This is a genomic window from Brevibacillus sp. HB1.3, assembly GCF_013186635.1.
GTDB classification, from domain to species: Bacteria; Bacillota; Bacilli; order Brevibacillales; family Brevibacillaceae; genus Brevibacillus; species Brevibacillus brevis_D.
Map to the genome: position 1 here is coordinate 450,296 of NZ_JABMIT010000004.1, position 25,534 is coordinate 475,829.

Consider the following 25,534-nt stretch of genomic DNA (forward strand, 5'->3'; position numbering starts at 1 on the left):
CGCTTGCGAGCAGCTTGTACGTAGCTCGGAGCGGTTCTTTTTCATAAGGAAGATTTGTATTAGCGGCGGAAAAACAATTGAACACGACCAGATGAGATAAGGTTCCACAGCCAGCGCTTTAATAGATGACGAATGATCATCCGTGTGTACGGAATAAGGAAGACCAGCCCAATCACATCCGTGACAAATCCAGGCAACAAGAGCAAAATACCACCGATTAGGATCAAAACACCATCGATGAGCGAATCTGTAGGCATTTGGCCACGCGACAACTGGTGTTGGACCATGCGGAATACTTGCATTCCCTGCTGCTTCGCAAGCCAAGCTCCCAAGATCCCCGTGAGAATGACCAGCACGACTGTATTCCAGCCGCCGATCCATGATCCAATAGTAATAAGCCCCCAAAGCTCTAAACCAAACGCAACGACAAATAGAATGACAAAAAAGCGGAACATGCCTATTCCCCTCCTTTATGCTGGGAGTCCAACCAATCATAGATGTCAGGTACCGCTCGCGACAAGCGAATCGGCTTCAAAGCTGTATTGGTAAATACATGCATCGTCTCACCTAGCACCAACAGCTGTTGGTCAGGCACTCTAACAATCTCGTAAGCAAATGTGAGACGGACAGGACTGATTTCTTTTACACGTGTCCGTATTTCTACCTCGTCGTCATAGCGGGCGGGCTGTTTGTAAGAGATGTTCGCATCTGTGACAGGCAGAAGTACGCCTTTTTCCTCGAGCTCACGATAGGTGATCCCCGCATGGCGAATCAGTTCTGTTCTTCCTACTTCAAACCAGTTCAAATAATTCGTATGGTAGACCACACCCATCTGATCGGTTTCGCCATAGCGGACACGCAATCGATGGGAATGAATAATGGGAGTCATTTTGGATCGCTCCTTTCTCTATAGGATGATTGTACCATAGTCCCCTTGATCAAGGCTTATTGATATAAGAACAGTACATGCGTGGCTTTGGTGGTGGGGAGGAAACAGGAGAAAACGCTCAGATTCTTGTCCCACCCGCTGTGGGATTCACTGCCCGCCTCCATGCAAAAAGCGAAACCGCGTCCAAAGTGGTCCACTCAGGAAGTATTTCAGAGGTGGACGCTTAAGAGCGTGTTTCGCTTTTTGCATTACGTCTCGGTCGGTGTACCAAAGATCTTCGCTTTTTTCTCCTGTTTCCTCTACGAGCTTTCCGTTCGCAAACGAGTTTTTAAAGACCTAAAAGAATGAAGAGATATCATCCGTTACGACAGAGAAGAATATTTCCAGACGTAGCGACTTGTGGAGTCCTACCGAGCGGAGAAGGGATTCGCGGGCAAAAGAAACGCAACCGTGCCCATACGACGTAGCGGCTACCACTTTTGCGTTTCCCCGCGAATCCCTTCGGAGCGGACAGGCCCAGCCCCCAGTAGGACGGAGCCTGGAGCTTAGACTGGAAATATTCTTCTCCCCACCGCAGCCACATAAAAAAACAGGGGCAGACTGATTTCTCAGTCTGCCTCTTATGATTCAGATCCCTTAACGAATCGGGCAAGCTCCGCCTTCGCAAGATTCAGCCGTGGACAGATCAGCCTCGCCGCCAGTTTCATACTGCTGCAAAATCGCAGGATCAAACGGCTTCATGGATTGCTTCAATGCCTCGTACTGTTCTTTGGTGCACTCTTCATATGGAGCCAGTTGGTAGTTTCCGCCATCCAATTGCAAGAAGGATACCCCTACGAAATTATCCCAGTTATCGTAAACGATGTCTTCTACTTCTGCCCACTCTTCCTTGCGTACCGTAATGGTGTTCGAAGAGTTATGCTCCGTATATTCTTTCTGGAAACGGAAGTACGTATCGAATTGGCGCTTTGCACTTACTTCGTTCTTCGTTTCTTCTGCGCCTGATGCTACAGGGAAATCGATTACGAGTGTACGTGCATTTGCCATGCGCTCTTCATACGTTTCGCCTGGTGTTCCTACCTCTGGGTTGACTGTCCAGCCAAGATTCTGTACCGCTTTTGCCAATGGATCCTCAGCATTGATACGAATGCGGCGGATGTAGTACGGCGAATGGGACCAGTGCAGACCGCTGGAGACACCACCAGCTACTTGAGACAGCGTACCTTCCGGCTTCACAGTCGTTACCAAGAGTGGAGAGTTCACACGCAGCTCATACGCATAACGGTTCGCCTCGTCACGAGCAGCATCGCCCAGCTGGCGCAGCAGTTCAAGCTCTTGCTCTTCTGTATAGCCAAGGGATGCCAGCGCATCCTTCACACCAGTAAGGGAGGTTCCGAGCAAACGGTCACGCTGTTGAACGGTATCCCAATGCGGTAGCTCCAACGTTACCAGCGTCATGCGCAGTCCAGCACGAGCAGATTTGCGTTGTGCTTCCAGCAAGCCATCGAGATCCAGATACTTGGAACCATCCCCGCGATCCTTCACGAATTCAACCAGATTGACTGTCGTCAGGTTGCAGACGCCATAAGAATCGAGCAGGATTTCTGCACAAGGGTTCAAGCCCTCTGCATTTGGACGACGACGGTTTGCTTCTTCCAGGTTGATGAAGCCTGGTTCGCCTTCCAATTGCATCAAGGTGAACACGAGGTTCAAGAATGGTTTGGTTGGTTGCTGGGTAAAAGCGATGGAGTTGTTGGACATGCGGCGGTGATCCAGACCAACGCGTCCGTCCCCTACATTTTGGATGCTGTCAAACCATACAGGCTTGTGCTCTCCCAACAGCTCGCCTACACGACGGTGATGGTTTAGCTGATCCTCCGTCCAGAAGCCATTGATGCCGTATTTTGCCAACATGCACTCGTAGTCATCGTGATCAAACAGGAAAATTTCCGCTGTACGGCGCACGCCACCTACGACGACGTTTGCTCCGATGAGGTTTCCAATGTCGAGGATATGTATCGGACGGATTTTACCGTATCCTTTTTCATCACTCTCAATTGGTGCCAAATGCTGGTCGATTTGGTTTTTCAACACTTTATCGATTCCTTCAAACATTTCACGAAGCGGCTCATGACCACTAGCCGTACCGCCAAAGCGCTTCAGTCGCTCGCCTTTCGGACGCACGCTGTTATAAGAGATTTTCACGGTGTGAATGTGTTCGTAAGTGGAATCTGTCAAAATTTGCAGGTAGAGACGGAGGGATTCTACCCAGCCTTCTTTACTATCGCCCACATAAATTTTGGCAAAGCCGTTATCCAGTACATTCAGTTCAGAACGCTCCAGGCGCTGATGCTTTGGCAGCGGTCTATATTCAGAAGAAAGCAGCGAAACATTCGTGCGAATCGGGCCCAGTCCAGCAGCCATTTCCTTCGTACATTTGAAGCCTACGCCAGTTCCTACCAAGAGAAGGTAGAACAAATCGCCCAAGTCATCCCAAGACCTGATGTTCAGGAAGGAGCAGTTGAAGTTCGCCAACGGATACAAATCCGCTACACCGTTGTCTGCTCCACCAACCCACAAGGTACGGCCAGACAAAAACTGGCGAAGGTTGAACATGTTGTCAAACAAGCCTTCTGCCTCTTTTTCCATTGCGCGGGAATCGGCGTTCATTCCGATTTTGTTCAAATGCTGATAAGCCAGCTTAATATTGTAATCCACCGAGCGGCGGCAAGTTTCTTTCCACGTTTCCCGTCTTCCTTTTTCCGGTACAAAGCGAGAATAAGTACGGTAGTAAACAAATTGTCCCAGAGGACTCATATGGTTCGGAAAATCAGGATATTGATCTAAGAATTCATCCCGCAAAAATTGAGTTCGGGATACGGTTTCGGTCGCCAGCATATCGTTCCTCCTTCAAATCTTTCCTCTCTAGTTTAACTATCTTTATCTGTAAAACTCAATAGTTTTACCTATATATTGTGCGAAATAATTTTCGACAATACTAGATGTTGTGTTTACCCTAAAAAAACACTTGACACAAAATCCCGAACATTGGACGTACAGAAAGGCAGTTCTATGTTCAGCCTTTTCCTGGGAGTGAACGCTACAACATCCATTCTGGCATGATTTGGAAACCCCGAACGTATGGATTTCATCCGTTCTGACACAAAGCCACCGACCGATTTTAACAGATTCCCACTCGCTTTGCATCACCTAATAATCACCGGTATCTGGTAAAACTTATCAGGTAGTTCGTCGGCTAATCCTTTTTACACCAAGTCAAAAAGGGTGACCCTTTGGTCACCCTTCACAGGCATTCTCCATTAAAGATGAGTAGTTTTACCTAGAGAATCCGGGTATGTCCTGAGTAAATATGCCCGCGCTCGGAATCCACTGTAACGATTTGTCCGTCCTTCAATACATCCGTAGCGAATTGCACTCCTACGATGACTGGAACGCCGAGATTCAGGCCTACGATAGCTGCGTGAGAAGTAAGTCCACCCTCTTCGCAAATCACCGCTCCAGCCTTGCCAAACGCTTCGATCATATCAGAGTCCGTACCGATGGTTACCAGGATTGCTCCTTCTTCTACCTTTGCCAGTGCCTCTTCAGCTGATCTAGCAATCACTACCTTGTTTGTGACAACTTTGCGGCCGATACCCTGTCCTTTTGCTACCACATCGCCAATGACGTGGATTTTCATCAGGTTCGTTGTCCCAACTTCACGCACAGGCACGCCTGCTGTGATCACAACGAGATCGCCATGACGAACGAAGCCTGTATCAAGCGCCTCTTGAACAGACATCTCCAGCATTTCATCGGTTGTATTCGCCATTTCGCCTTTCACTGGATACACGCCATTTACGAGTGCCAGACGGCGAATAATCGCTTCATGCGGCGTTACAGCCACGATTGGTGCTTTCGGACGGAATTTTGATACCATGCGAGCAGTGTGTCCGCTTTCGGTCGCTGTAATAATTGCTGCAGCGTCCAGATCCAATGCAGCATTGGATACAGCTTGGCTGATCGCATCCGTAATCGTCACTTGTTTAAGCTGTGCTTGTGCATACAAGATCTCACGATAATTCAGCTCTTGCTCTGCACGTACAGCGATCCGCACCATGGTCTCGACAGACTCAACTGGGTATTTACCGGCAGCCGTCTCTCCGGAGAGCATGATTGCGTCTGTCCCATCGAAAATGGCGTTCGCAACGTCACTTGCTTCCGCACGCGTTGGACGTGGGTTGCGCTGCATAGAATCAAGCATTTGTGTCGCCGTAATGACTGGCTTCGCGAGTTCGTTACATTTTTTGATCAGCTTCTTTTGAACAAGCGGTACTTCTTCTGCCGGAATCTCTACGCCCAAATCACCACGCGCAACCATGATTCCATCTGTTACTACCAGAATTTCGTCTACGTTATCGACGCCTTCCTGGTTTTCAATTTTCGCGATAATATCGATACGCACGTTATGGCGCTCCAGAATTTGGCGAATCTCCAAGATATCCGATGCTTTTCGGACGAAGGAAGCCGCGATGAAATCGACTCCTTGTTCAATACCGAATTCGATATCCTGCGCATCCTTTTCTGTGATACCCGGCAAGTTGATTTTGACACCAGGAACATTGACGCCTTTTTTGCTCTTCAGTGTTCCACCGTTTTTGATCAAGCAGATGATTTCGGTGCCACGCACTTCTTGCACAGTCAATCCGATCAAGCCGTCGTCGATCAAGATCGTATCGTCAATTTTCACATCACGTGGCAATTCCGGATACGTAATGGAGACGCGCTCTGCGGTACCCGCTACTTCCTCCGTGGTGAGAATCAGCGTGTTTCCTTCTACAAGCTCGACTGCATCTACTGCCAGCGTACCCGTGCGAATTTCAGGTCCTTTTGTATCCAACAGGATTGCAACGGGTTTCCCGGTTTCTTTTGATGCCTGACGAATGTTTACGATTCGCGCTGCATGCTCCTCGTGGGAACCGTGCGAGAAATTCAAACGCGCTACGTTCATTCCTGCTTCAATTAGTTTCTTCAGCGTTTCAACCGATTCACTCGCTGGTCCGATGGTACATACAATTTTTGCTTTCCTTAACATAGGATGTAGGCCTCCTCGACACTCGTAAAAACTGTCAGTTTTATATAGATAGCGTGCGCGCCAATTGATAAATGGATAAATCCAATTGATGCTTTTTCGCCAATGCTTCCTGAAAATCAACATCAACGATCTGGTTGTTCTGAACCCCAACCATTCGATCCTGCTTGCCTTCCAGCAACAAATCGACAGCTGCGGCACCCATTCGGCTCGCCAGCATTCGGTCCATCGCAGTAGGGGAACCACCACGTTGAATATGACCCAGTACCGTCACGCGAGTCTCCCAGCCTGTCTCTTTCGTGATCGCTTCGGCGTAAGAAGCGGCACTTCCTACCCCTTCCGCCACAATGATGATGGAATGCTTTTTACCACGGCGTTGTCCAGCATGCAAACGTTCAATAATGTCGTCCATATCCTGTGACGCTTCTGGGATAATAATGGACTCGGCACCAGCTGCAAGCCCTGCCCACAATGCCAGATCGCCAGCATCTCGCCCCATTACTTCAATAATGTACGTGCGTTCATGCGAGGTGGCCGTGTCGCGGATTTTATCGATCGCTTCCACAACGGTATTCAATGCCGTATCAAACCCGATCGTGAAATCGGTGCATGGAATATCATTATCAATCGTACCCGGTACGCCAATAGTCGGGAAACCTTTTTCGGTTAGCTTCTGTGCACCGCGAAACGATCCGTCTCCCCCAATGACAATCAGACCCTCAATTTCATGAGCACGTAATTGTTCCACCGCTCTTTGCTGTCCGGCTTCCGTCTTGAACGCCTCACTGCGAGCGGAGTAGAGAATGGTTCCTCCCCGTTGGATAATATCCCCAACAGAGCCTAGAGACATCTCTTTGATATCTCCCCTCATCAGCCCTTCGTATCCGTGGTAAACCCCAAACATTTGTACCTCGTGAAAATGAGCACGACGTACAGCCGCACGGACTGCGGCATTCATTCCAGGAGAATCTCCACCGCTAGTGAGAACTGCAAGTTTCCGCATGGAATCCACCTCTCCAATCGTATCGTCTTTAGCATGTCATTTAACGGAAACAGTATGTACCATACTTTGTATGAAACATGCTGTATCACTCAAATCCTCATATCTGTTATACACTCAAAAGATATGTGCCATACTTTTTGAAAGCTCTGATAACTCTTTCATTCGACTTCGATTGTAGCAGATTTTCCTCAGAGAAAAAAGAAAAAAACGCCCCCTGTTTCTTACAGGGAGGCGAATTGTCCGATCTGTTTAAACTTCTCGTAACGTTCCTGTATCAATTCATCTGGAGTTAAACGGCCCAGCTGTTCTAGTTGTTCCGCGATGACCGCCTTGACCATTCCTGCCTGCGCGATCAAATCACGATGGGCCCCTCCGAATGGTTCATCAATAATTCCGTCAATGACTCCTAATTCCAACAAATCAGGTGCCGTAATTTTCATCGTCTCCGCTGCACGCATACCCAAGCTGGAATCTCTCCAGAGAATCGCTGCTGCACTCTCTGGTGCAATCACGGAGTAATAGGAATTCTCCAACATATAGATGCGGTTACCTACGCTGATCGCCAAGGCTCCGCCGCTTCCGCCTTCCCCAATGACGATACAAATAATTGGCACGCCAAATGTGGCCATTTCACGCAGATTGCGGGCAATTGCTTCGCTCTGACCGCGCTCTTCTGCCGCTTTTCCAGGATAGGCCCCTGATGTATTAATAAAGCAGATGATCGGGCGACCGAATTTATCCGCCTGCTGCATAATGCGCAATGCCTTCCGGTAGCCTTCTGGATGAGCCATCCCGAAATTACGCTTGATGTTGTCTTTTGTGTCTTTCCCTTTTTGGTGACCGATGACCGTAACCGGACGTCCATCCAGCTTGGCAATCCCACCCACAATCGAATGGTCGTCTCCGAACAGACGGTCTCCATGAACCTCGATAAAATCAGTAAAAAGTAGTTGTATATAGTCCAATGTCGTTGGCCGTTCCGGATGACGAGCCAGCTGTACGCGTTGCCATGGAGTCAAATTGCCGTAGATTTGCTCAGCAAGCTCTTTTGATTTTTGTTCGAGACGCTGTACTTCTTCAGAGAAGTCAATTCCCTTTTCTTCAGTAAAACGGCGCAATTCCTTAATCTTATCTTGTAATTCTACTAATGGCTTTTCAAAGGAGAGCTCGCCTGCCATGTTTCTACTCCTTCCCGAGACGTGTGCATCTCTACCAGTTTAGACAGCGTATTTCGCATGTCCTTACGGTGTACCACCATATCGAGCTGCCCGTTTTTTAACAAGAATTCCGCTGTTTGGAAGTCTTTTGGCAACTCCTGACGGATCGTTTGCTCAATGACTCGACGCCCAGCAAAACCGATCATAGCTCCTGGTTCTGCGATATTGTAGTCTCCCAACGAAGAAAAGCTGGCTGATACCCCACCATATGTAGGATTCGTCATGACCGAGACAAACAGTAAGCGTTCGCGATCCAATCGAGACAACGCTGCGCTGGTTTTCGCCATTTGCATCAGGCTCAATACGCCCTCTTGCATGCGTGCTCCACCAGATGCACTGAACAGAATGAAAGGCAAACGCCGTTCGATCGCTTGCTCAATTGCGCGCGTGATTTTTTCCCCGACGACCGAGCCCATGCTCGCCATACGGAAACGAGAATCCATGACCCCAATCACAATGCGGTTCCCACCTAGTAAACCTTCGCCTGTAATGATTGCCTCGTTCAAATTGGTGTTGGCCATATCTTGCTCCAGTTTTTCCAAATAACCAGGGAAACCGAGTGGATTGGCTGTTATCAAATTGGCATCAAATTCTTCTTTCAGAACCCCATCATCCAGAAGCGCTTGCAGACGCTCAGGAGCGGACATGGAGTAGTGGAACTGGCAGCCTTTGCAGACGCGCAAGTTCTTCTCCAAATCCTTCGAGTAGTGAATCGTCCCACAATGTGGGCATTTATTCATCAATCCCTCAGGGACTTCCTTTTCTTTCGTACCCGCTTCCTTGCTAATGTCGGTGGAAGCAGGGACACGTGCTAGTGTCTCAGAAGGAACTGTAGCGAATTTGCGCTTTTTCCCAAAAAGATCTTTAAGCACAGGTACACCCACCTTTCTCTTCAGTGAAGGATCGTGCCGAGTACATCCCGGACTTCGTTTAGTTCGCTCTCAGGCACGAGAATCTCGTATTGCTTGGAAACCTTGCCTTCGCGAATTTTTACCAAAAACCCTTCATCTGTCAAACGTTGCTGTATCCGTTCTGCAATTCTAGCGCTAGGAGCGATGTAGATGACCGTCCACATGCTGGCTTCCTCCTCAATCGTCCAATACAGGTCTGCATCATCATATCACAGCGCCAGCGCCCCTCGCAAATGAGGGGAAAACTATAGCTTACTGTTCTCCAAATGCTTTTTCATTCTCTCTAATGCCACGTTCACATCGCCTTCGCGAATGGCTTCCATAATCTGTCGATGCTCTACGAGTGCTGCACTCGCTCTACCTTCGCGCGACAGTGATTCAATACGAATACTGTTGCTGTACTCAACCAAAGGCGTCCAGATGCGATGCAGAATCGAGTTACGGCTGGAGCGACATATGACACGATGAAACTGATAGTCTTCCTCCGCAGGTACCTCGCCTCTTGCTACTCTTTCCTCTGCAATGGCCAGGATGCGTTCCATTTCATCAAAATGCTTGTCAGTCGCCCGTCTACAGGCTAGGCGGACAGCGTCCAGCTCTAGCATTCGCCGCATTTCGATCAAGTCCTTCTTGGTTTTCGTATCCCGTAGGATAAAAAAGCCAAGAATATCGATCAGCCGATTGTGTCGGTAATGCTTGAGGAAGGTGCCTTCCCCGCGACGCGTCTCAATGAGTCCGAGCAGCTCCAGAGCCCGAAGAGCCTCGCGTACAGAGGAACGTCCTGCTCCCAGTTGCTCGGACAGCTCCCGCTCAGATGGCAGCTTGTCCCCCGGCCGCAAGTTTTGCTCCTGAATGATTTCATGAAGTTGCAGGAGAATTCCTTCGTAAACCTTTCGATCTTGGGAAGAGTCGAGCACGATTATCCTCCTTACTCGTACCTTCAACGAGGAGCACCCTCCACGTTTGTAAAATACCTACGTTTTTTCGCGGAGGGTGTCATCGGCGCCTCGATAAAGAGTATTTTACGCTTCTTGGTAAGAGATAGCTGTCAATTTCATTGTTTTTTGTTTTACTTCTTCCGGATCAACTGTGATGCGAGCAACACCCGTTTCCATCGCTGCTTTTGCTACTGCCGCAGCTACGTTTGGCGCTACACGTGGATCGAATGCGGAAGGAATTACTTTATCCGCAGTCAGCTCTTCAGGCGTGATCAGGTCTGCGATTGCATATACAGCAGCCAGCTTCATTTCTTCGTTGATCTCCGTTGCACGTACATCCAAAGCACCACGGAAGATTCCCGGGAATGCCAGTACGTTGTTTACTTGGTTCGGGAAGTCGGAACGGCCTGTACCGATTACTGCCGCACCTGCTTCTTTTGCCTCTTGCGGCATGATTTCTGGTACTGGGTTTGCCATAGCGAAAATGATTGGATCGCGGTTCATCGAACGAACCATGTCCTGTGTAACAGCACCAGCTACGGATACACCGACGAATACGTCAGCGCCCTTCATGGCATCAGCCAAGTCACCTTGCAGCATGCTGCGGTTTGTAATTTTTGCCATTTGTTCCTTCACTGGGTTCATACCGAACGGACGGCCTTCGTACACGATTCCTTTTGTATCAACCATGATCACTTCTTTCACGCCCATGGAAATCAAAAGCTTCATGATCGCGATACCAGCTGCACCTGCACCGTTTGCTACTACGCGGATATCTTCCAGCTTTTTGTCCACCACGCGCAGAGCATTGATCAGACCTGCCGCTGTAACGATTGCTGTACCGTGTTGGTCATCGTGGAAAATCGGGATGTTTGTTTCGCGCTTCAGACGCTCTTCGATTTCGAAGCATGCAGGAGCTGCAATGTCTTCCAAATTCACGCCACCAAAAGTAGGCTCGAGCAATTTTACTGTCTCTACGATTTTATCTACATCTGTTGTATTCAAGCAGATCGGGAATGCATCTACGCCTGCGAAGGATTTGAACAAAACTGCTTTCCCTTCCATAACCGGCATTGCTGCTTCTGGTCCAATGTTTCCGAGACCCAGTACAGCAGTACCGTCGCTGACTACTGCAACCAGATTGCCTTTCATCGTGTAATCGTAGACTTTGGACTTGTCATCAAAGATATCTTTGCAAGGTTCAGCAACCCCTGGAGAATAGGCAAGACTCAGATCGTAAGCATTACGAACGGGTACCTTGGTCACTGCCTCCAATTTTCCTTGATGTTTTCTGTGAAGCTCCAGTGCTTCTTCTCTCAGGTTGGACATGAGATCCCACTCCATTTCACGATAATAGTTTCTATGATGGCTTGTAGGCAGTAAAAATGCCTGGGTTATTCCAAGTGGTCTGACCACTCATTGAGTTATGCTCTCAATATAATAAAAATCTGTTCTCCTGTAAACCTGCCGAAAACGGCGAAAAAGGGAGGACATTCCTCATCCTCCCCAATTTATAGGCATTTCTTTCCGAATTACGCTGTCAGGCCCCACAATTTCTCGCGCTTGCTCCAAAAATGACTCATCTACGTCTACCCAATTTGCTTCTGGTAGGCGAATTGTCTGTCTTTTTCCTTCGTAGAAAAGGATAACGGGAATCGTTCCTTTTTTTTCGACAAACAAGCGTGAAAGTTTTTGCAGCGTCGAATCGTGCTCTTGCTCTGCCGATATTTTGACAAACAATACAGTCTCAGACTTCGGCTGCGGCAGCGTTTGTGCATCCCAGACACGAGAAGCCAAGAGCTTAACCATGTCTTCCTGGTGATCGACTCGGGCTTCTGCCACGATGATTTGTTCGCGCTCGAGCAGTGGCGCATACTTTGCATACACCTGCGGGAAAACGACCAGCTCTACTGGTGCCGTTTTGTCCTCTAGCGTAATAAATGCCATCGGGTCCCCTTTTTTCGTTTGGATGCGTTTGGCTTCCGTTATCATTCCAAATACTTTTACCGTCTTGTCGCGCGGCACATCCCCCAGCGAAGAAATCACTGACACTTCCGGGCGACTTGCGACATAGGCAAACTGATCAAGTGGGTGACCTGAGATGTATACCCCGATCAAATCCCGCTCCTCTTTTAATTGCTGCGTATGTGAGAGTGGCGGTACCTCGGGATATTCTGCTGGTTCCCGCAAAGGTGCCGCATCTTCTTCTCCCGCAAAAAGATTGAGCTGGTTGGCATCACGCTCGATTCTCTTGCTGTTTGCCTTCCCTACCGCTTCATCCAGCAATAGCAAAAGCTGATTGCGATGTCCTGGCAACGAGTCCAGCGCGCCACATAAAGTGAGCGACTCTACTACTCTGCGATTGACTAATCGTGCATCCACGCGCGCACAAAAATCAAAGACGTCACGATACGGTCTGCCTTTGCGCTCTTTCACGATCGATTCAATGGCACCGTAGCCGACGTTTTTCACTGCGGCCAAACCAAAGCGAATCGCATCCTGCTCCACTGTAAAGTAGGCCAAGCTCTTATTCACGTCAGGTCCGAGTACGGTAAGCTGCAGTCGCCGCGCTTCCTCCGTGTATTCGGCAATTCTCGTTTGGCTGCCAATGGACAAGGAGAGCAGCGCTGCCATGAACGCAAGCGGATAAGTTGCTTTCAAATAGGCCATCTGATAGGCGATGATCGCATAAGCAACCGAGTGGGCTTTGTTGAAGCCGTAATCGGCAAAACGCACGATCAAATCGTAAACTTGATTGCCCAGCTCATCTCCGTACCCTTGCCGGACACAACCAGCCACGAACTTCTCCCGCTGCTCCGCCAATAGCTCCCGCTTCTTTTTCCCGACTGCTCGGCGCAAAATATCTGCCTCACCAAGACTGAAGCCCGCCAGTGTCGAGGAAATCTGCATGATTTGCTCCTGATAAATCATAAAGCCGTGTGTCTCCCGCAAAATCGGCTCGAGAACAGGATGAGCGTACTGTACTTTGCTAGTCCCGTGTTTGGCGGCGATATACTGCGGGATGATCTCCATCGGCCCCGGACGATACAATGCGAGAACCGCAATGATGTCATCAAGGCTGCTCGGCTTCAAATCTCGCAGCACATTCCGCATCCCTGAGGATTCCAGTTGGAAAATGCCAGTTGTCTCCCCACGGGAGAGCATGCGGAATGTTTTCTCATCGTCTGTCGGCAGCTTATCCAGATCAATCGATATTCCCTGCTCCTGCAAATGACGCAACGTCTCCTGAATGATTGTCAAATTGCGCAAGCCGAGGAAGTCCATCTTCAACAGACCGACTTCTTCGAGAATTTCCATCGGATATTGAGTAAGCGCCAAGCCTTCATTACCCGTCTGTAATGGGACGTAATTCGTCAGCGGTTCACGCGAAATGACGACACCCGCCGCATGCGTAGAGGCGTGACGCGGCAAACCTTCTACGCCCCTTGCCGTTTCGATCAGTTGCGCTGCCTGTTTGTTTTCCGCGCATAGCTTGCCGATATCCGGGTTGATCTGCATGGCTCGTTCAATCGTCATACCTGGCGATTGCGGAATCATTTTGGCAACGCGATCCACGATGCCCAAAGACAAGCCGAGCGCTCGCCCAACATCTCGCACTGCTGCACGAGCCGCCATCGTACCAAAGGTAATGATCTGGGCGACGCGATCATGACCGTACTTGCTCGCTACATAGTGAATGACTTCGTCACGGCGCTCTACGGAAAAATCGATATCAATATCGGGCATCGTCACCCGCTCTGGGTTGAGAAAGCGTTCAAAGAGCAACTGAAAGCGAAGCGGATCGACATTCGTGATTTTCAAAACGTACGCGACCAGACTACCTGCCGCAGATCCCCGTCCAGGTCCGGTCGGAATCCCGTTTTCGTGAGCGTACCGCATGAAATCCCAAACAATCAGGAAGTAATCGGTGAAGCCCGTTCCTGTAATGATCTCCAGCTCGTGATCCAGACGCGCTTGTGCCTCTGGCGTAATCTCACCGTATCGCTCCAGGCAGCCCTTTTCACACAGTTCACGCAAATACTGCGTCGAATCTTGCCCCTCTGCTAAGGGGAATTCCGGCAAAATATGCGCGCCAAAGGTAAGGTCCAGCTTGCACCTGTCTGCAACAGCCACCGTATTCGCTAACGCCTGGGGAGCAAAAGCAAAGAGCGCCGCCATTTCCTCAGCGCTTTTCAGATAGTACTGATCCGTCTCGTAACGAAAACGATTTTCTTCGCCAATGGTCTTGCCTTCTTTGATCGCCAACAAGATATCATGCTGCTGGTGATCCTCCCTGTAGATGTAGTGAACGTTGTTCGTCGCAATCAACGGAATCCCCGTCTCCTGGCTTAGTTTCACGAGACGAGTATTCAGCCTGCGCTCCACTTCCAGTCCGTGATCAGCCAGTTCCAAATAAAAATGCTGCTCACCAAACATTCGCCGATACCGGAGGGCTGCTTCTTTCGCAGCGTCCGCTTCTCCAGCCAGTAACAGCTTGGCTACTTCCCCTTGCTGACAGCCGCTCAGTGCAATGAGGCCGTCCGTATGCTTTGCCAACACCTCTTTGTTGAGACGTGGAAGGATGTAGTTGCCATCTGTATTCGCGATTGTTGCCAACCTCAGGAGATTGCGGTAGCCTGTTTCATTTTCAGCGAGAACGATCAGATGACTAGGCGGTGGTGCATTTCGCACGCGATCTTGAAGATTCCCCTCTATTACGTATAATTCCATCCCGATAATCGGTCGGATGCCTGCCTCCAGACAAGCTTTATAAAACGGGATTGCCCCGTACAAATTGGCATGGTCTGTCATTGCCAGTGCATGCATGCCCAATTCGCTGGCTCGCTTCACTAGTGTATCGATACGTGCTGCTCCATCCAGCAGACTGTACTCCGTATGAACATGCAAATGGACAAAGGAGGTCATGATATTACCCCTCTCACTTTTCACGATTGAAACTTTCTTCCTTACATTATACCGGAAGTATAGCGCATACGGACGATAAGAACAAATGTTCCTATCTATATTTGACCGTTATCCCCTGATTTTGGTAGGATGGGTAATACCAGAATGGCTAGAAAGGATGAATCCATCTATGTGGTCTGCCTTTTACATGACCGGTGTTCTCGCCTCCCTAGTAGCCAGTGTCTACTATAGTATCCATGCTCGGAGGCGAGGCATCCATCCGCTTGAATCCCGTATGTTGCTGGGGAAAATGAATGTTTCATTGGGGATACTCGTCTCTTTGTTCGGTATCAATCAGTTTACTTTTGATTCTCTCGATACGCTCCGTATTGTCGTTGCGTTGATCATGCTGATTGTAGGGGTTATGAATTTATTTTTGGGAACTCGCAATTATTTCCGTTATCGTACAGCTTGGCAGGCAGAATTGAAAAAAGGAGTATAAAAAAAGGCATGGGAACAGCTTTACGTTCCGCATGCCTTTTTCATTTTGGGGAAAAGGATGATTGGAAATACTTTTCCTCTATTCCCAGCTGTTTATCATACAAACCTGCTAGAGCTCTCGCTATAATGAATTTGTGTGACATTCTATTGCTTCGACAACCTGAGCGGCAGTGCCGAAGGTTGTCCTTTTTTCTGTTCAAGTCAGGAGGAAACAATTCCCATCATTGCAGGTCCTCGGCTTTTGCCCACATTTCCTCTGGGTTCAGCTCGTAGATCCCCTCTTCCCGATACATATAATGATTCATAATGAATTCCCGGCGAATCGTAGCGTAATCCTCATGGAACTGACGGATATACTCGTTGATCTCCGGTTCTTTGTACTTGCGCCCTTTTTCTAAACCGCGCACCATGTATTCAAAGACGATCAGCTTTTTCTTACGCTGGGACGGGATTTGTTTCAGCTTGCCATCTGGAGTAATGAAGCTGCGAATAACCTGCATTTTTTCGGCTGCCATCTGGTGCCTCCTCTGAACATGTAAGGTGTCTTCTGCAAATAACTCCTCTACTGACGTATCCTTTGCTTTTTCCATGACATTCACGATTGCCTGCGACTGTCGTTTTACATTTGCATCATGTAAATAGAAATAGATGGTGTTTTTATCGCGACGTTCGTAAACGACACCTGCTTCTCGAAGCTTTGCCATATGATGTGTGATGGTCGGAGGTGTCACGCCGAGCTTGCCTGCCAACGCCTGTCCATGCAGGGGGCCGTTTGCCAAAATCGCGAGAATGCGTACGCGTGTAGGGTCTCCGAGTGCTTTGTAAAAGGTGACGAGCTGGTCTAATTGCAAGTGGGACACTCCTTTCTTTGTTTACTCATTCTAATTAGATAACATTCTAATTAGATGATAAGGTACATTCCTTCCCCTGTCAATTCATGGGTGACAAAGCTCCATGGAAAAGGGAGTGCTGGTTGGCCCCATAACCTCATCGCAAACCCAACTTTTCGATATTCGTACGCACCTACATGCTATTGCGGTAATGAAGTGGACTTACGCTATATTTTTTTCTAAATGCCCTCTCAAATGTGCTTATACTGCCAAAACCCGCTTCAAAGGCAATGGCCGTAACGGCGAGCTTACTGTGTCGGAGCAACCAGGCCGCCCGGGTTACACGTTGATCTGTCACATATTGCGCCGGGGTGCGACCAATCTGCTCACGGAATAGACGAATCAGATGAAATTTGCTGATACCCGCAACCCCCGCCAGTGTATCCAGTGAACAATCTACGGTTACATCATCCTGGATCAAATCAGTCACCCTTTTCAGGACAGGATGGATCGATACAGGGATGGCGGGATAAGCGGCTAGATGCTTGCCCCGCCATTTTTGCGTGTGCGATCCTTCCTGCACGGTTAACAACAAGCTGGCCAACTCCCATTCTAGCTGTTCAAGCGCAAGCCTTTCCATCTGCTGAGTAATCATCTGTGTACAGACTGTTTCCGCGATTCTTTGAAAACCATCCGTTTCATCCTCCGACCATGGGACAAATTCAATCGGTCCGCTAACAGCTTCCATTTTGTCAGCATAGACGCTCTCCAGAAGGCTTGGGCTGAGAAAGAAGAGCAATAACCGCATAGCCTCAGCTTCAGAAAAATGACGGTGCTGACACCCAGGTGATGCAACCAGACGCTGACGTCCTGCCAACTTGCGAAATTGCTGTTCACATTGCACCAGCGGATTGCCCTGAAGCAACATGCTGATTTGAAAACAACTATCATGCTGATGTAGCTCATCAGAACCGCCTGCCTCTATCTGATAGATGGTAATAGCGCTGTTCACATTCTTTAAGGATAACGGCTTGGTAATCTGGCTCATCATTCTCATCCCACCTTCCGATGTCAATAATTGCTCATCCTAAATAGCAAAATTTGCCGAGCTTTTTTTCCTGATCCCTCTACAATCAACCTATGTGTTTTGCCTAGGGCACTTGGAGGGATCAGCTTTGAAATTTCATTTGTTTGCCAACCCGAATTTCTCATTGTTTTTGTTTCGCCATTCTACCAGCGAGTTTGGTACGATCTGCCTGAACGTTGCCTTTGCCCTGTACATCCTGGCACTCACAGGATCAGCAGGAAAATTTGCTTCCATACTGGCGCTGGGGGTAATCCCGCAAATCCTGTTCGGTCCATTTGCAGGTGTATGGGCTGACCGACTGGACAAGCGAAAGCTGCTTTGCAGCATCGATCTCATTTACGGTATCTTTCTGCTTTCGCTGTTCTTTTTCTCGCTGTTTCAGCCCATCAAAGAGACGATAATTTATGTGGCCGTTCTATTTTTTTCTGTATGCAATCTACTGGCAGTTCCCGCGTATACTACACTCTTGCAGCATGTGGTGAAGAAAACAGAATTGACTGACGCTATCGCTCTGGATAGTACTATCGTGGAGAGCGTTCGTGTCCTCGCTCCACTCATTGGCACACTACTGTATACGATGAGCGGAATTGGAGCCGTCTTTTTACTAAACGCGGTACTTTCCTTGAGCTCAGCAGCATCCACGTATTTCATGAGACTTCCTTCGATTCCAAGAGCATCCAGTTCTTCTTCGATTATAAAGGAACTACAGGAAGGTTTACAGATTTTCACCACGGATCTTCGAATTAGTTCACTTGTACTAAACGGTCTTTTTACCCATATCTTTCTCTTTCCTTTTGTCATGATAGGCTTCCCATACATGATCAAACAGGTATTTGGTGGATCGGACATCGATTTCGGACTGGTCGAAAGTGCACAAACTATGGGCTCCGTCTCCTCGATTATTGGGGTGATCCTTTTAAAGAAACGCTTTTCCGTCTCCCATAGTATTGGTATCGGTCTGATCGGGATCGTTGCAGCGGTCTTTCCCCTCCTGCTCTTGGGCAGTCATTCTTTTTTACAGCACTTGCAAACCTCTCCTTTTGCCGTAGTCCTATTTTATTCATTGGTAAGCTATTTTCTGTTTTCCATGTTTAATATCTACGGTGTTTTTTTCCGTACCTTCTATCAGCAAACCATCGAATCACATATGCTGGGGCGGTTTATTTCCGTCATGGTCATGCTGTTTGCTGTGGGCAGGCTGATCGGTTTTCAACTATACGGAGCGCTGTTTGACTCAACTGAATTGGTTTATGCAGTATTTGTTTTGGGCGTAGGCATGCTGGCTAAAATCTTCATTCACATCCCTTTTATGCGCATAGAAAAAAGGAGGCGCGCCTCTTGCCCCAACTCAACGCAAAAAATGAATGACGGTTTATAGTTGCTTACCGACTAAAAAAGGAACAGTCCCGAAAGACTGTTCCTTTCTTTTAACGCTCAATAATTTGCGCAGTAATCATGGCCTGCCCCACGAGCTGTTCGCCGTGGAATACGGATACTTCGACTTTTCCGAAGCGGCGGCTGATGTCTAATAGGCGAGGCTTTACTTCGATATGGCTTTCCATCTGGACTGGCTTTAGGAAATAGACAGTGATATTTTCTGGTACCATGTCTCCTCGGCGATGGTGGCGCAACAGGTTACAAGCAGCCTCGACCATAACCGTCGTCATGATTCCGCTGGCAATCGTACCGAGATGGTTGGTCATTTGTGGGCTCACATCACCCAGATAGACCATCTCATCTGCCTGTCGCTCCTCACGGAAATGGGACATGATCAGATTCGGGAACGTCTCACTCATCTGCGGTTGCTTTGCTGTAAATTGCAGCGCTTTTAATACGTCGTTGCGGCTCAAGACCCCTACGAGCTTGCGATGATTGTCTACGACAGGCAATAGCTCGATTCCTTCCCACACCATGGTGTGCGCAGATGACGCTACGGATACCCGCGGCGAGGTCGTAATCGGGTTCTTCGTCATGACCTTGTCGATTATAGCCGTCTCCTCATGACCGATGATGTCTTTGGAGGTAACAATCCCGATCAGGCGCATCTGCTCGTCAACAACCGGGAATCTCGTGTCCTGATACAGCTCCGTATACTGATGCCACTTGGCAACAGAATCTGATGTCAATAAGACAGGCGTTTCTGCAAGCGGCTTCAAAATATCCTCTACCATTACGATTTCTTTTTTGATCAGGCGATCGTAAATGGCTCGGTTAATCATCGAAGCTACCGTAAAGGAGTCGTAGCTGGAGGAGATGATTGGCAGCGCTAAGCGGTCCGCAAGCTGCTTGATTTCCTCACTTGTATCGAATCCTCCGGTAATTAATACAGCAGCCCCTTGCTGCAAAGCGATTTTATGTGCCTGATAGCGGTTACCGACAATCAAGAGACTCCCGGCATCGATATAGCGCATCATGGCTTCGAGCTGCATGGCTCCTATTACAAATTTATTCAAGGTCTTGTGTAAGCCTTCACGTCCAGCCTGCACATGACCATCGACGATGTTCACAACCTCCGCAAAGGTCAAACGTTCAATATTTTCCTTCTGCTTCTTCTCGATTCTCACCGTACCGACACGCTCAATCGTGCTGACGTATCCTTGCGTTTCCGCTTCCTTGATCGCGCGGTATGCAGTCCCTTCACTCACATCCAGGTCTTTCGCGATCTGCCGCACGGAAATCTTCGAACCGATCGGAAGGCGATCAATATGTTGCAAGATTTGTTCATGCTTCGTTGCCATATTGCTATTCCCCCTTCCTTTTCTCCCACCCGTTCCATGTACGTGCGCTCCTTCGACCAATATACCCGAAGGCGGGGCAAAAAAAAAGGGTAGCTTTTTCGAAAGCTACCGACCAGAAAGTATATCATTAAGGGGGTTTTCATCGTGCTTTTATCATACCCAAGGAATATTACAGGATTATTACAACACAGTTACAGTTTCTTTTCAGTTTTGTTTAACTAAGTAAATTTGCCAATATACCTTGGACAAGCCCAATAATCCCGCCAAGAATAAATCCAAGCACGGTGATCATGCGGAATTCCTTGCCTGAGATTCCGACTACCATCTCTTCAATTCTTTCAATCGGGAAACCCTCTACTTGCCGGGTAACAATATCCCGGATGGCCAGGCGGGAAAATATTCTCTCTATATTTTGTTGCAGCGTGTCCACCATCCACTTGGCTAAACGAGGAACGAATTCCGTTGTCACCGTCTCGGAAATAGGCGCCGTCAAACGAGACAGAGGTTCGTCCACGATACGCAGGCTTTGCTCCTCCAGCTTGGCAAAAAGCTTTCGCGCCCAATCGTCCACTTGATCTCGCCCAATCCAGGCAACCACTTCGCCCACATTTTTGTCCAAGAGCTTGTCCGCTTCCTTATGCAAAAAGTAGTGCACGCGTTCCGAAAGCTCCCTACTCTGCAAAAGCTCATCGAGATACGGGAGAATCTTGCCCAAAATCTTGTCATCCCCAAGAAACATCCCGACCAAACCACCAAACATGCCTCCGCCTCCGCCGAGCAATCCGCGAACCATGTTTTGCAAGGTTTGCTGACCTTCCGGGGAATGCAAATATTCACGAAAACGTTTCAAGAGCAGTTCGCTCACACTGCCAAGTGCAGCATCCAGACGCTCGCGTCCGTTGTCCGTAACCAACTCTCGCAGTTTTTTCTCTTCATATTGTGCCAGAACCTGATCGACAAAGGCACCCCATTTCGCCTCGATAGGCGCGCGGACACCCTCACTCCACGTTCCGTCTTCCTTAAATAACTGTGGCATCACTGTGAGCAATGCTTGACGTAGACTACGCTCATCTGTCATCCAATCGCGAGCGATGGTGTTCATCCATCCTGTCAGTGTACTCTCCAAACCACTCTGGTTCAGCGCACGCTTGACCCCCTCTGTCGTCAGCAAATGTTCTTCGACGAGTCTGCCCATTTGTATCGCGATATCGTCCCGTCTTCTTGGGATCAATCCCGGAGTAAAAGGCACTTTCCATTTGCCTATATACCACGGTTTTACTGGTTTAAACAGCATTCGGATGGCTAACTCATTCGTCACTCCACCGATGACAGAGCCTACTGCAATGTTCACTAATAGTATCCATGCGTTCATAAATCCTAACAACCTCTCTTCTCTACATGGCACCAAACGTTTTGGATGCTCATACCATAGACTAACTTTGCCTGATGGGAAGGGGATACTCATGTCCTACGTTCCAACAATCGTTGTCGAAAACGAGATAATATCGGAAGTAGACCTTTACCTGCCCCAGGCGCACTTGCGCAAATGGAATCTTTCAACACCGTCCACCATTTCGGTCCAATTTGGGAACAAAACCGTTTCCGCACGCGTAGGCAGTTGGGAACGGGGAGGCAAAACCTCGGGCAAAACCTTCATTCGACCCTCTTTAGCTCAATCACTCTATCTACCCAAAGGCGTTCCACTCTTAGTCCGTTATGATACGAATCAGAAAACAATCGTTTTCGGACCGTATGTAGGTGTTCTTGTTTCAGGCTACAATGCAGCGTCCTCGCAAGGACCGTTTGGACACCTAAACAATTTCTTTCACGAGATGTCCGATATCACCCGTAAACGCGGAGGGATCCTTTGCGCATTTCGACTTCAGGATGTCAACTGGGATGCAGGAACTGTGCGCGGCCTCGTTAGAAAAGGAGGCGTTTGGAGACAAACCTTACTTCCGCTTCCACAATGCATTTACAACCGACTCGTGTCCCGCCAACGCGAACGAAGTGAACAGATGGCCGACTGGGTTCAACGCTGCAAGGAAGCTTCCATTCCCTTTTTTAACGAGCGTTTTTTGAATAAGTGGCATGTACACGCCGCTCTCGAGAATCAACCGACAGCCTCCGAGCATCTTCCCAGCATGGTTCGTTATTTGAATCAAGAAGATCTGCGACAAATGCTATCTACCTATCGCATTATTTATGCAAAACCAGCTAACGGCAGCATGGGGCGCGGGATCATTCGAGTTCGCAGTTCACCCGCAGGATACCAGCTCGCGTTCCCCGGAGGATTGCGCAAATCATTTGCTAGCATTCAGAGCTTACATCAGTATTTGCAAAAAAGGACAAAAGGCACATCCTATTTGCTGCAGCAAGGGTTACCGTTAATCGGCATCCAAGGACGACCGACAGACTTTCGTGTATTGGTACAAAAAGACCGAAAAGGCGAATGGTCCGTCACTTCCATGGTCGCTCGTCTGGGATTAAACCGCATTGTTTCCAATATATCCAGAGGCGGGCAAATGATGACTCCCCTTCAGGCGCTGCGAGTATGTGGACCACGGGCGAGCGCGATACGACCATCCCCTCAAACATTACACACAGTAGCACTTAAGCTCGCGATCCTTTTAGAAGAATCACTGCCCGGGCATTACGGAGAATTCGGAATTGATTTGGGAGTCGATGTCCATGGACGGGTGTGGCTATTGGAGGTCAACAGTAAGCCATCCAAGTCAGCCAAAACAGTTCCGTTGCCTGAGGGTGCCGAAGAGCTGCCTCGGCGTGCTCGCCCTTCTGTCGTTCGCATGCTGGATTATTCCGCCTTTCTAAGTGGTTTTCCCCGGACCATTCAACCACAAAAGCCCATAAAAAGAAAACCGAAGCGCAACAATAACAGGCGAAGGTGACCTACATGACAGCATCCGAGAGAAGTCTTGGCATCATGGCCCGGTGCCAAGGCTCCCACTTTGTAGACAAAGGGTACTACAAAAAGCTTACGCTCTATGGACGCAAGCACGGCATACGCGTCTTCGTTTTTTCACCACGTCAGGTTAACTTTTCCACCCGTATGGTAAAAGGCTTCGAATATCGCAATGGGTCCTGGCACGCGAAAGAATTCCCAATCCCCGCCTTTATCTATGATCGTTGCTTTGTGGGCCCATCTTATCGCCACTATAAACCATTTGTGGAAAAGTTGCAAAACGATCGCAACATTACGTTTTTGGGGCATGGTCTGTCTGGAAAATGGCAGGTGCACCAGATGCTCGCTAAGTCTCCTCTTCTCGCCCCGCTGCTACCACCTACTGAAATATTCTCATATCCTGTGCTTCAAGCAACCTTGGAAAAATACGGGGCAGCCATCATCAAACCAATGGCGGGAACTCACGGTATTGGCGTCGTGAGAATCAAAGAAATGCGCAGTGGCTATGAAGCTTCTGGACGAAACCGGGACAATCAACCTTTCACCAGGCGAATTCGTGACACTGCGGGATTAAAAAGTTTTGTGTCTGTCTTTACAGCCGGCCGCAAGTTCCTGGTACAGCCCTATTTGGAGTTGCATACCCCGGATGGCACCCCATTCGATGTCCGTGTTCTGGTTCAAAAAAACGGACTAGGTAAATGGGCGACAACTGGCAAAGCTGTGCGCCTGGGAGACAAACGCAGCATCACCTCCAATTTGCACGGAGGAGGGAAAGCAACACCTCTGGCCTCTTTCCTGCCCCTTCACTTCAAATCCGCAAAAGCGGCACGCATCGAGCAAACAATCAACCGAGTGGCGGAAGAACTTCCCCGTTTTTTGGAAGAGTCACACGGCAGACTCGTTGAGCTGGGAATCGATATTGGCATCGACACCGCAGGTAATGTTTGGATCATCGAGGTAAACAGCAGACCAGGGCGAACAGTTTTTCGAATGATTGACGATCCAACTGCACAACGACATTCGATTACTCAGCCTGTTCGCTACGCCCACTATCTCATGAAAGAGCGTGTAGGAGGTTAAAGCATGGAAACGTTCAGAATGCGGCTTCGCTTCCTTTCCAACCCACGTATCAGTGGGATTATCCTGCCAGCTAGTCTCTTCCAAAAGCTACAGCTCCGGCAACGCCAGAAAATTAAAGTCTTACTGGGTAAAAAGGAAGTAGTCGCAACTGTCTTACAAGATAAACGCAATCCGGATACGAACGTCATGAAAGTGACGACGCTCTTGCAAACGGAGCTGGGCATTCCTCATCCTGGCTTGATCCAGCTCAAACTAGAGGGCTCCGCACTCCGGATCGGTCCTTCCATCGGGATCGTTACAACTGGCATCAGACGCGATCCCAAGCAGCCAATTGGCTCACGCACCTCGTTTTTTTACAATTTGTTACAGGCACAAGAAGGGAAGGGCGTTTTCTACTATATATTTTCCCCAACCGATGTAGACTGGGAATCGAATACGGTCAAAGCGTGGTTTTTGCGCAGAAACAAATCAGGCAGCTACTTTTGGAAAAAGCATGTTACCGCCATGCCCGATGTCGTCTATGATCGTATTCCCTCTCGCTCAGCAGAAAAACATGAAGCCGTTCAGGAATTCAAGTATCGACTCGCCAGTTACCCCAATTTACCGATGTTCAATCAGGGCTTTTTCAACAAATGGGGCGTGCACCAACTGCTGTATCCGAATCCAGAAGTGAATGAGCATATCCCGGAGACTTATACCTCTCCTTCCCTTACAACAGTTCGAGACTTGCTGCGTAAATACCCTATCGTTTATTTAAAACCCAAAAATGGAAGTCTCGGGTATGGCATTGTCAAAGTTGTTCGCCAGGCAGGCGGTGGCTTTACTGCCTCCTATCATACAGGCAGCGGCAATGTAAAAAAACAATTCTCCAAGCTGTCCAGCCTTTATCAGCATGTCTTCCGCAGTCGTCGCGTCAGTTCGTATCTGGCACAACAGGGCATTTCACTCATGACATTCCATGGACGACCGTTTGATTTCCGTGTTCACTTGCATAAAAATCAACAAAACGAATGGGTTGTCTCCTGCACGGCAGCCAAAGTTGCCGGTTCTGGCAGCGTAACTACCCACGTACGCACAGGTGGAACTGTCATCCCTGGCGATGACCTGTTGCAGCACCTGTTTGGCAAACAAAAACCCCTCATGACTCAGCGCATTTCTGACGCGTCAATCCGACTCGCTACTGCAATTGAACTGGCAAAAGGGATTGATTTAGGAGAATTGGGGCTGGACATGGGGATTGATACACAAGGCCATGTCTGGATGTTCGAAGCGAATTCCAAGCCTGGCCGTTCTATATTCAAGCACGCTCGTCTCAAGCAGGCTGATCAGGAATCACGCAAGTTGCTCGTCGATTATAGCTGTTACTTGGCCAATTTCTAGTCGCACGCGATCTGTACCGTTTTTCAGGAAGGAGGAACAC

At 48.7% G+C, this 25,534-nt stretch carries 20 protein-coding genes; 5 read left to right on the forward strand and 15 right to left on the reverse strand.

What is annotated here, in order from left to right:
• Positions 1–59: 59 nt before the first annotated feature.
• The 11 genes from HPY31_RS12590 to HPY31_RS12640 form a co-directional block, all read right to left on the reverse strand.
• Positions 60–455: an FxsA family protein gene (locus HPY31_RS12590; protein WP_016738718.1), complete on the reverse strand. Its 396-nt coding sequence runs from the start codon at positions 453–455 to the stop codon at positions 60–62.
• Between the two features lie 2 nt (positions 456–457).
• A complete protein-coding gene (locus HPY31_RS12595; protein WP_172140979.1) occupies positions 458–889 on the reverse strand; it encodes an acyl-CoA thioesterase in 432 nt (143 codons plus the stop codon).
• A 636-nt stretch (positions 890–1,525) separates the two neighbouring features.
• On the reverse strand, positions 1,526–3,787 hold the full coding sequence (nrdJ, locus tag HPY31_RS12600; RefSeq protein WP_172140980.1) for a ribonucleoside-triphosphate reductase, adenosylcobalamin-dependent: 2,262 nt from the start codon (positions 3,785–3,787) through the stop codon (positions 1,526–1,528).
• Between the two features lie 442 nt (positions 3,788–4,229).
• Positions 4,230–5,984 carry a pyruvate kinase gene (gene pyk, locus HPY31_RS12605; RefSeq protein ID WP_172140981.1) on the reverse strand — a complete coding sequence of 585 codons (1,755 nt, stop codon included), beginning with the start codon at positions 5,982–5,984 and terminating at the stop codon, positions 4,230–4,232.
• Between the two features lie 40 nt (positions 5,985–6,024).
• Complete coding sequence (gene pfkA / locus HPY31_RS12610; RefSeq protein WP_087348819.1) at positions 6,025–6,984, reverse strand: 6-phosphofructokinase; 960 nt, start codon at positions 6,982–6,984, stop codon at positions 6,025–6,027.
• A gap of 221 nt (positions 6,985–7,205) precedes the next feature.
• Positions 7,206–8,162 (reverse strand): acetyl-CoA carboxylase carboxyl transferase subunit alpha, encoded by a 957-nt coding sequence (accA, locus tag HPY31_RS12615; RefSeq protein ID WP_016739101.1) that lies wholly within the window; start codon positions 8,160–8,162, stop codon positions 7,206–7,208.
• Positions 8,129–9,073 carry an acetyl-CoA carboxylase, carboxyltransferase subunit beta gene (accD, locus tag HPY31_RS12620; RefSeq protein ID WP_016739102.1) on the reverse strand — a complete coding sequence of 315 codons (945 nt, stop codon included), beginning with the start codon at positions 9,071–9,073 and terminating at the stop codon, positions 8,129–8,131. Before accD ends, accA begins: the two co-directional genes overlap by 34 nt.
• 20 nt (positions 9,074–9,093) lie before the next feature.
• Positions 9,094–9,276, reverse strand: coding sequence for a hypothetical protein (locus HPY31_RS12625; RefSeq protein WP_012685106.1), 183 nt, complete (start codon positions 9,274–9,276; stop codon positions 9,094–9,096).
• 81 nt (positions 9,277–9,357) lie between these two features.
• Positions 9,358–10,029, reverse strand: a complete 672-nt coding sequence (locus HPY31_RS12630; RefSeq protein WP_012685105.1) for a FadR/GntR family transcriptional regulator — start codon at positions 10,027–10,029, stop codon at positions 9,358–9,360.
• A 105-nt stretch (positions 10,030–10,134) separates the two neighbouring features.
• Positions 10,135–11,379, reverse strand: a complete 1,245-nt coding sequence (ystJ, locus tag HPY31_RS12635) for an NADP-dependent malic enzyme (protein ID WP_012685104.1) — start codon at positions 11,377–11,379, stop codon at positions 10,135–10,137.
• 168 nt (positions 11,380–11,547) lie between these two features.
• On the reverse strand, positions 11,548–14,976 hold the full coding sequence (locus HPY31_RS12640) for a DNA polymerase III subunit alpha (protein WP_172140982.1): 3,429 nt from the start codon (positions 14,974–14,976) through the stop codon (positions 11,548–11,550).
• A 169-nt stretch (positions 14,977–15,145) separates the two neighbouring features.
• Here HPY31_RS12640 and HPY31_RS12645 point away from each other — a divergent pair, with 169 nt between their 5' ends.
• Complete coding sequence (locus tag HPY31_RS12645; protein ID WP_012685102.1) at positions 15,146–15,457, forward strand: YtpI family protein; 312 nt, start codon at positions 15,146–15,148, stop codon at positions 15,455–15,457.
• 220 nt (positions 15,458–15,677) lie between these two features.
• On the opposite strand, the gene HPY31_RS12650 is transcribed toward HPY31_RS12645, so the two are convergent.
• Together HPY31_RS12650 and HPY31_RS12655 are read right to left on the reverse strand one after the other, a co-directional pair.
• Positions 15,678–16,307, reverse strand: a complete 630-nt coding sequence (locus tag HPY31_RS12650) for a DUF2087 domain-containing protein (protein ID WP_172140983.1) — start codon at positions 16,305–16,307, stop codon at positions 15,678–15,680.
• A gap of 172 nt (positions 16,308–16,479) precedes the next feature.
• Positions 16,480–17,337, reverse strand: coding sequence for a helix-turn-helix domain-containing protein (locus tag HPY31_RS12655; protein ID WP_172140984.1), 858 nt, complete (start codon positions 17,335–17,337; stop codon positions 16,480–16,482).
• 124 nt (positions 17,338–17,461) lie between these two features.
• Between HPY31_RS12655 and HPY31_RS12660 the strand changes: the two genes are divergently transcribed.
• The gene (locus tag HPY31_RS12660; RefSeq protein WP_172140985.1) at positions 17,462–18,751 is read left to right on the forward strand and encodes an MFS transporter; all 1,290 of its coding nucleotides are present in this window, start codon (positions 17,462–17,464) and stop codon (positions 18,749–18,751) included.
• A 49-nt stretch (positions 18,752–18,800) separates the two neighbouring features.
• Here the strand turns inward: HPY31_RS12660 and HPY31_RS12665 are convergent, their stop codons facing one another.
• Both HPY31_RS12665 and HPY31_RS12670 read right to left on the reverse strand, forming a co-directional pair.
• A complete protein-coding gene (locus tag HPY31_RS12665) occupies positions 18,801–20,111 on the reverse strand; it encodes a DRTGG domain-containing protein (protein WP_172140986.1) in 1,311 nt (436 codons plus the stop codon).
• Positions 20,112–20,325: 214 nt separating this feature from the next.
• The gene (locus HPY31_RS12670; protein WP_172140987.1) at positions 20,326–21,483 is read right to left on the reverse strand and encodes a DUF445 domain-containing protein; all 1,158 of its coding nucleotides are present in this window, start codon (positions 21,481–21,483) and stop codon (positions 20,326–20,328) included.
• Between the two features lie 91 nt (positions 21,484–21,574).
• Here HPY31_RS12670 and HPY31_RS12675 point away from each other — a divergent pair, with 91 nt between their 5' ends.
• Genes HPY31_RS12675 through HPY31_RS12685 form a run of 3 tightly spaced genes read left to right on the forward strand, consistent with a single transcriptional unit; the run spans position 21,575 to position 25,494 of the window.
• Positions 21,575–23,020 carry a YheC/YheD family endospore coat-associated protein gene (locus HPY31_RS12675; protein WP_172140988.1) on the forward strand — a complete coding sequence of 482 codons (1,446 nt, stop codon included), beginning with the start codon at positions 21,575–21,577 and terminating at the stop codon, positions 23,018–23,020.
• A 5-nt stretch (positions 23,021–23,025) separates the two neighbouring features.
• Positions 23,026–24,114, forward strand: coding sequence for a YheC/YheD family endospore coat-associated protein (locus tag HPY31_RS12680; protein WP_172141034.1), 1,089 nt, complete (start codon positions 23,026–23,028; stop codon positions 24,112–24,114).
• Between the two features lie 3 nt (positions 24,115–24,117).
• Positions 24,118–25,494, forward strand: a complete 1,377-nt coding sequence (locus tag HPY31_RS12685) for a YheC/YheD family endospore coat-associated protein (RefSeq protein WP_172140989.1) — start codon at positions 24,118–24,120, stop codon at positions 25,492–25,494.
• Positions 25,495–25,534 lie beyond the last annotated feature (40 nt).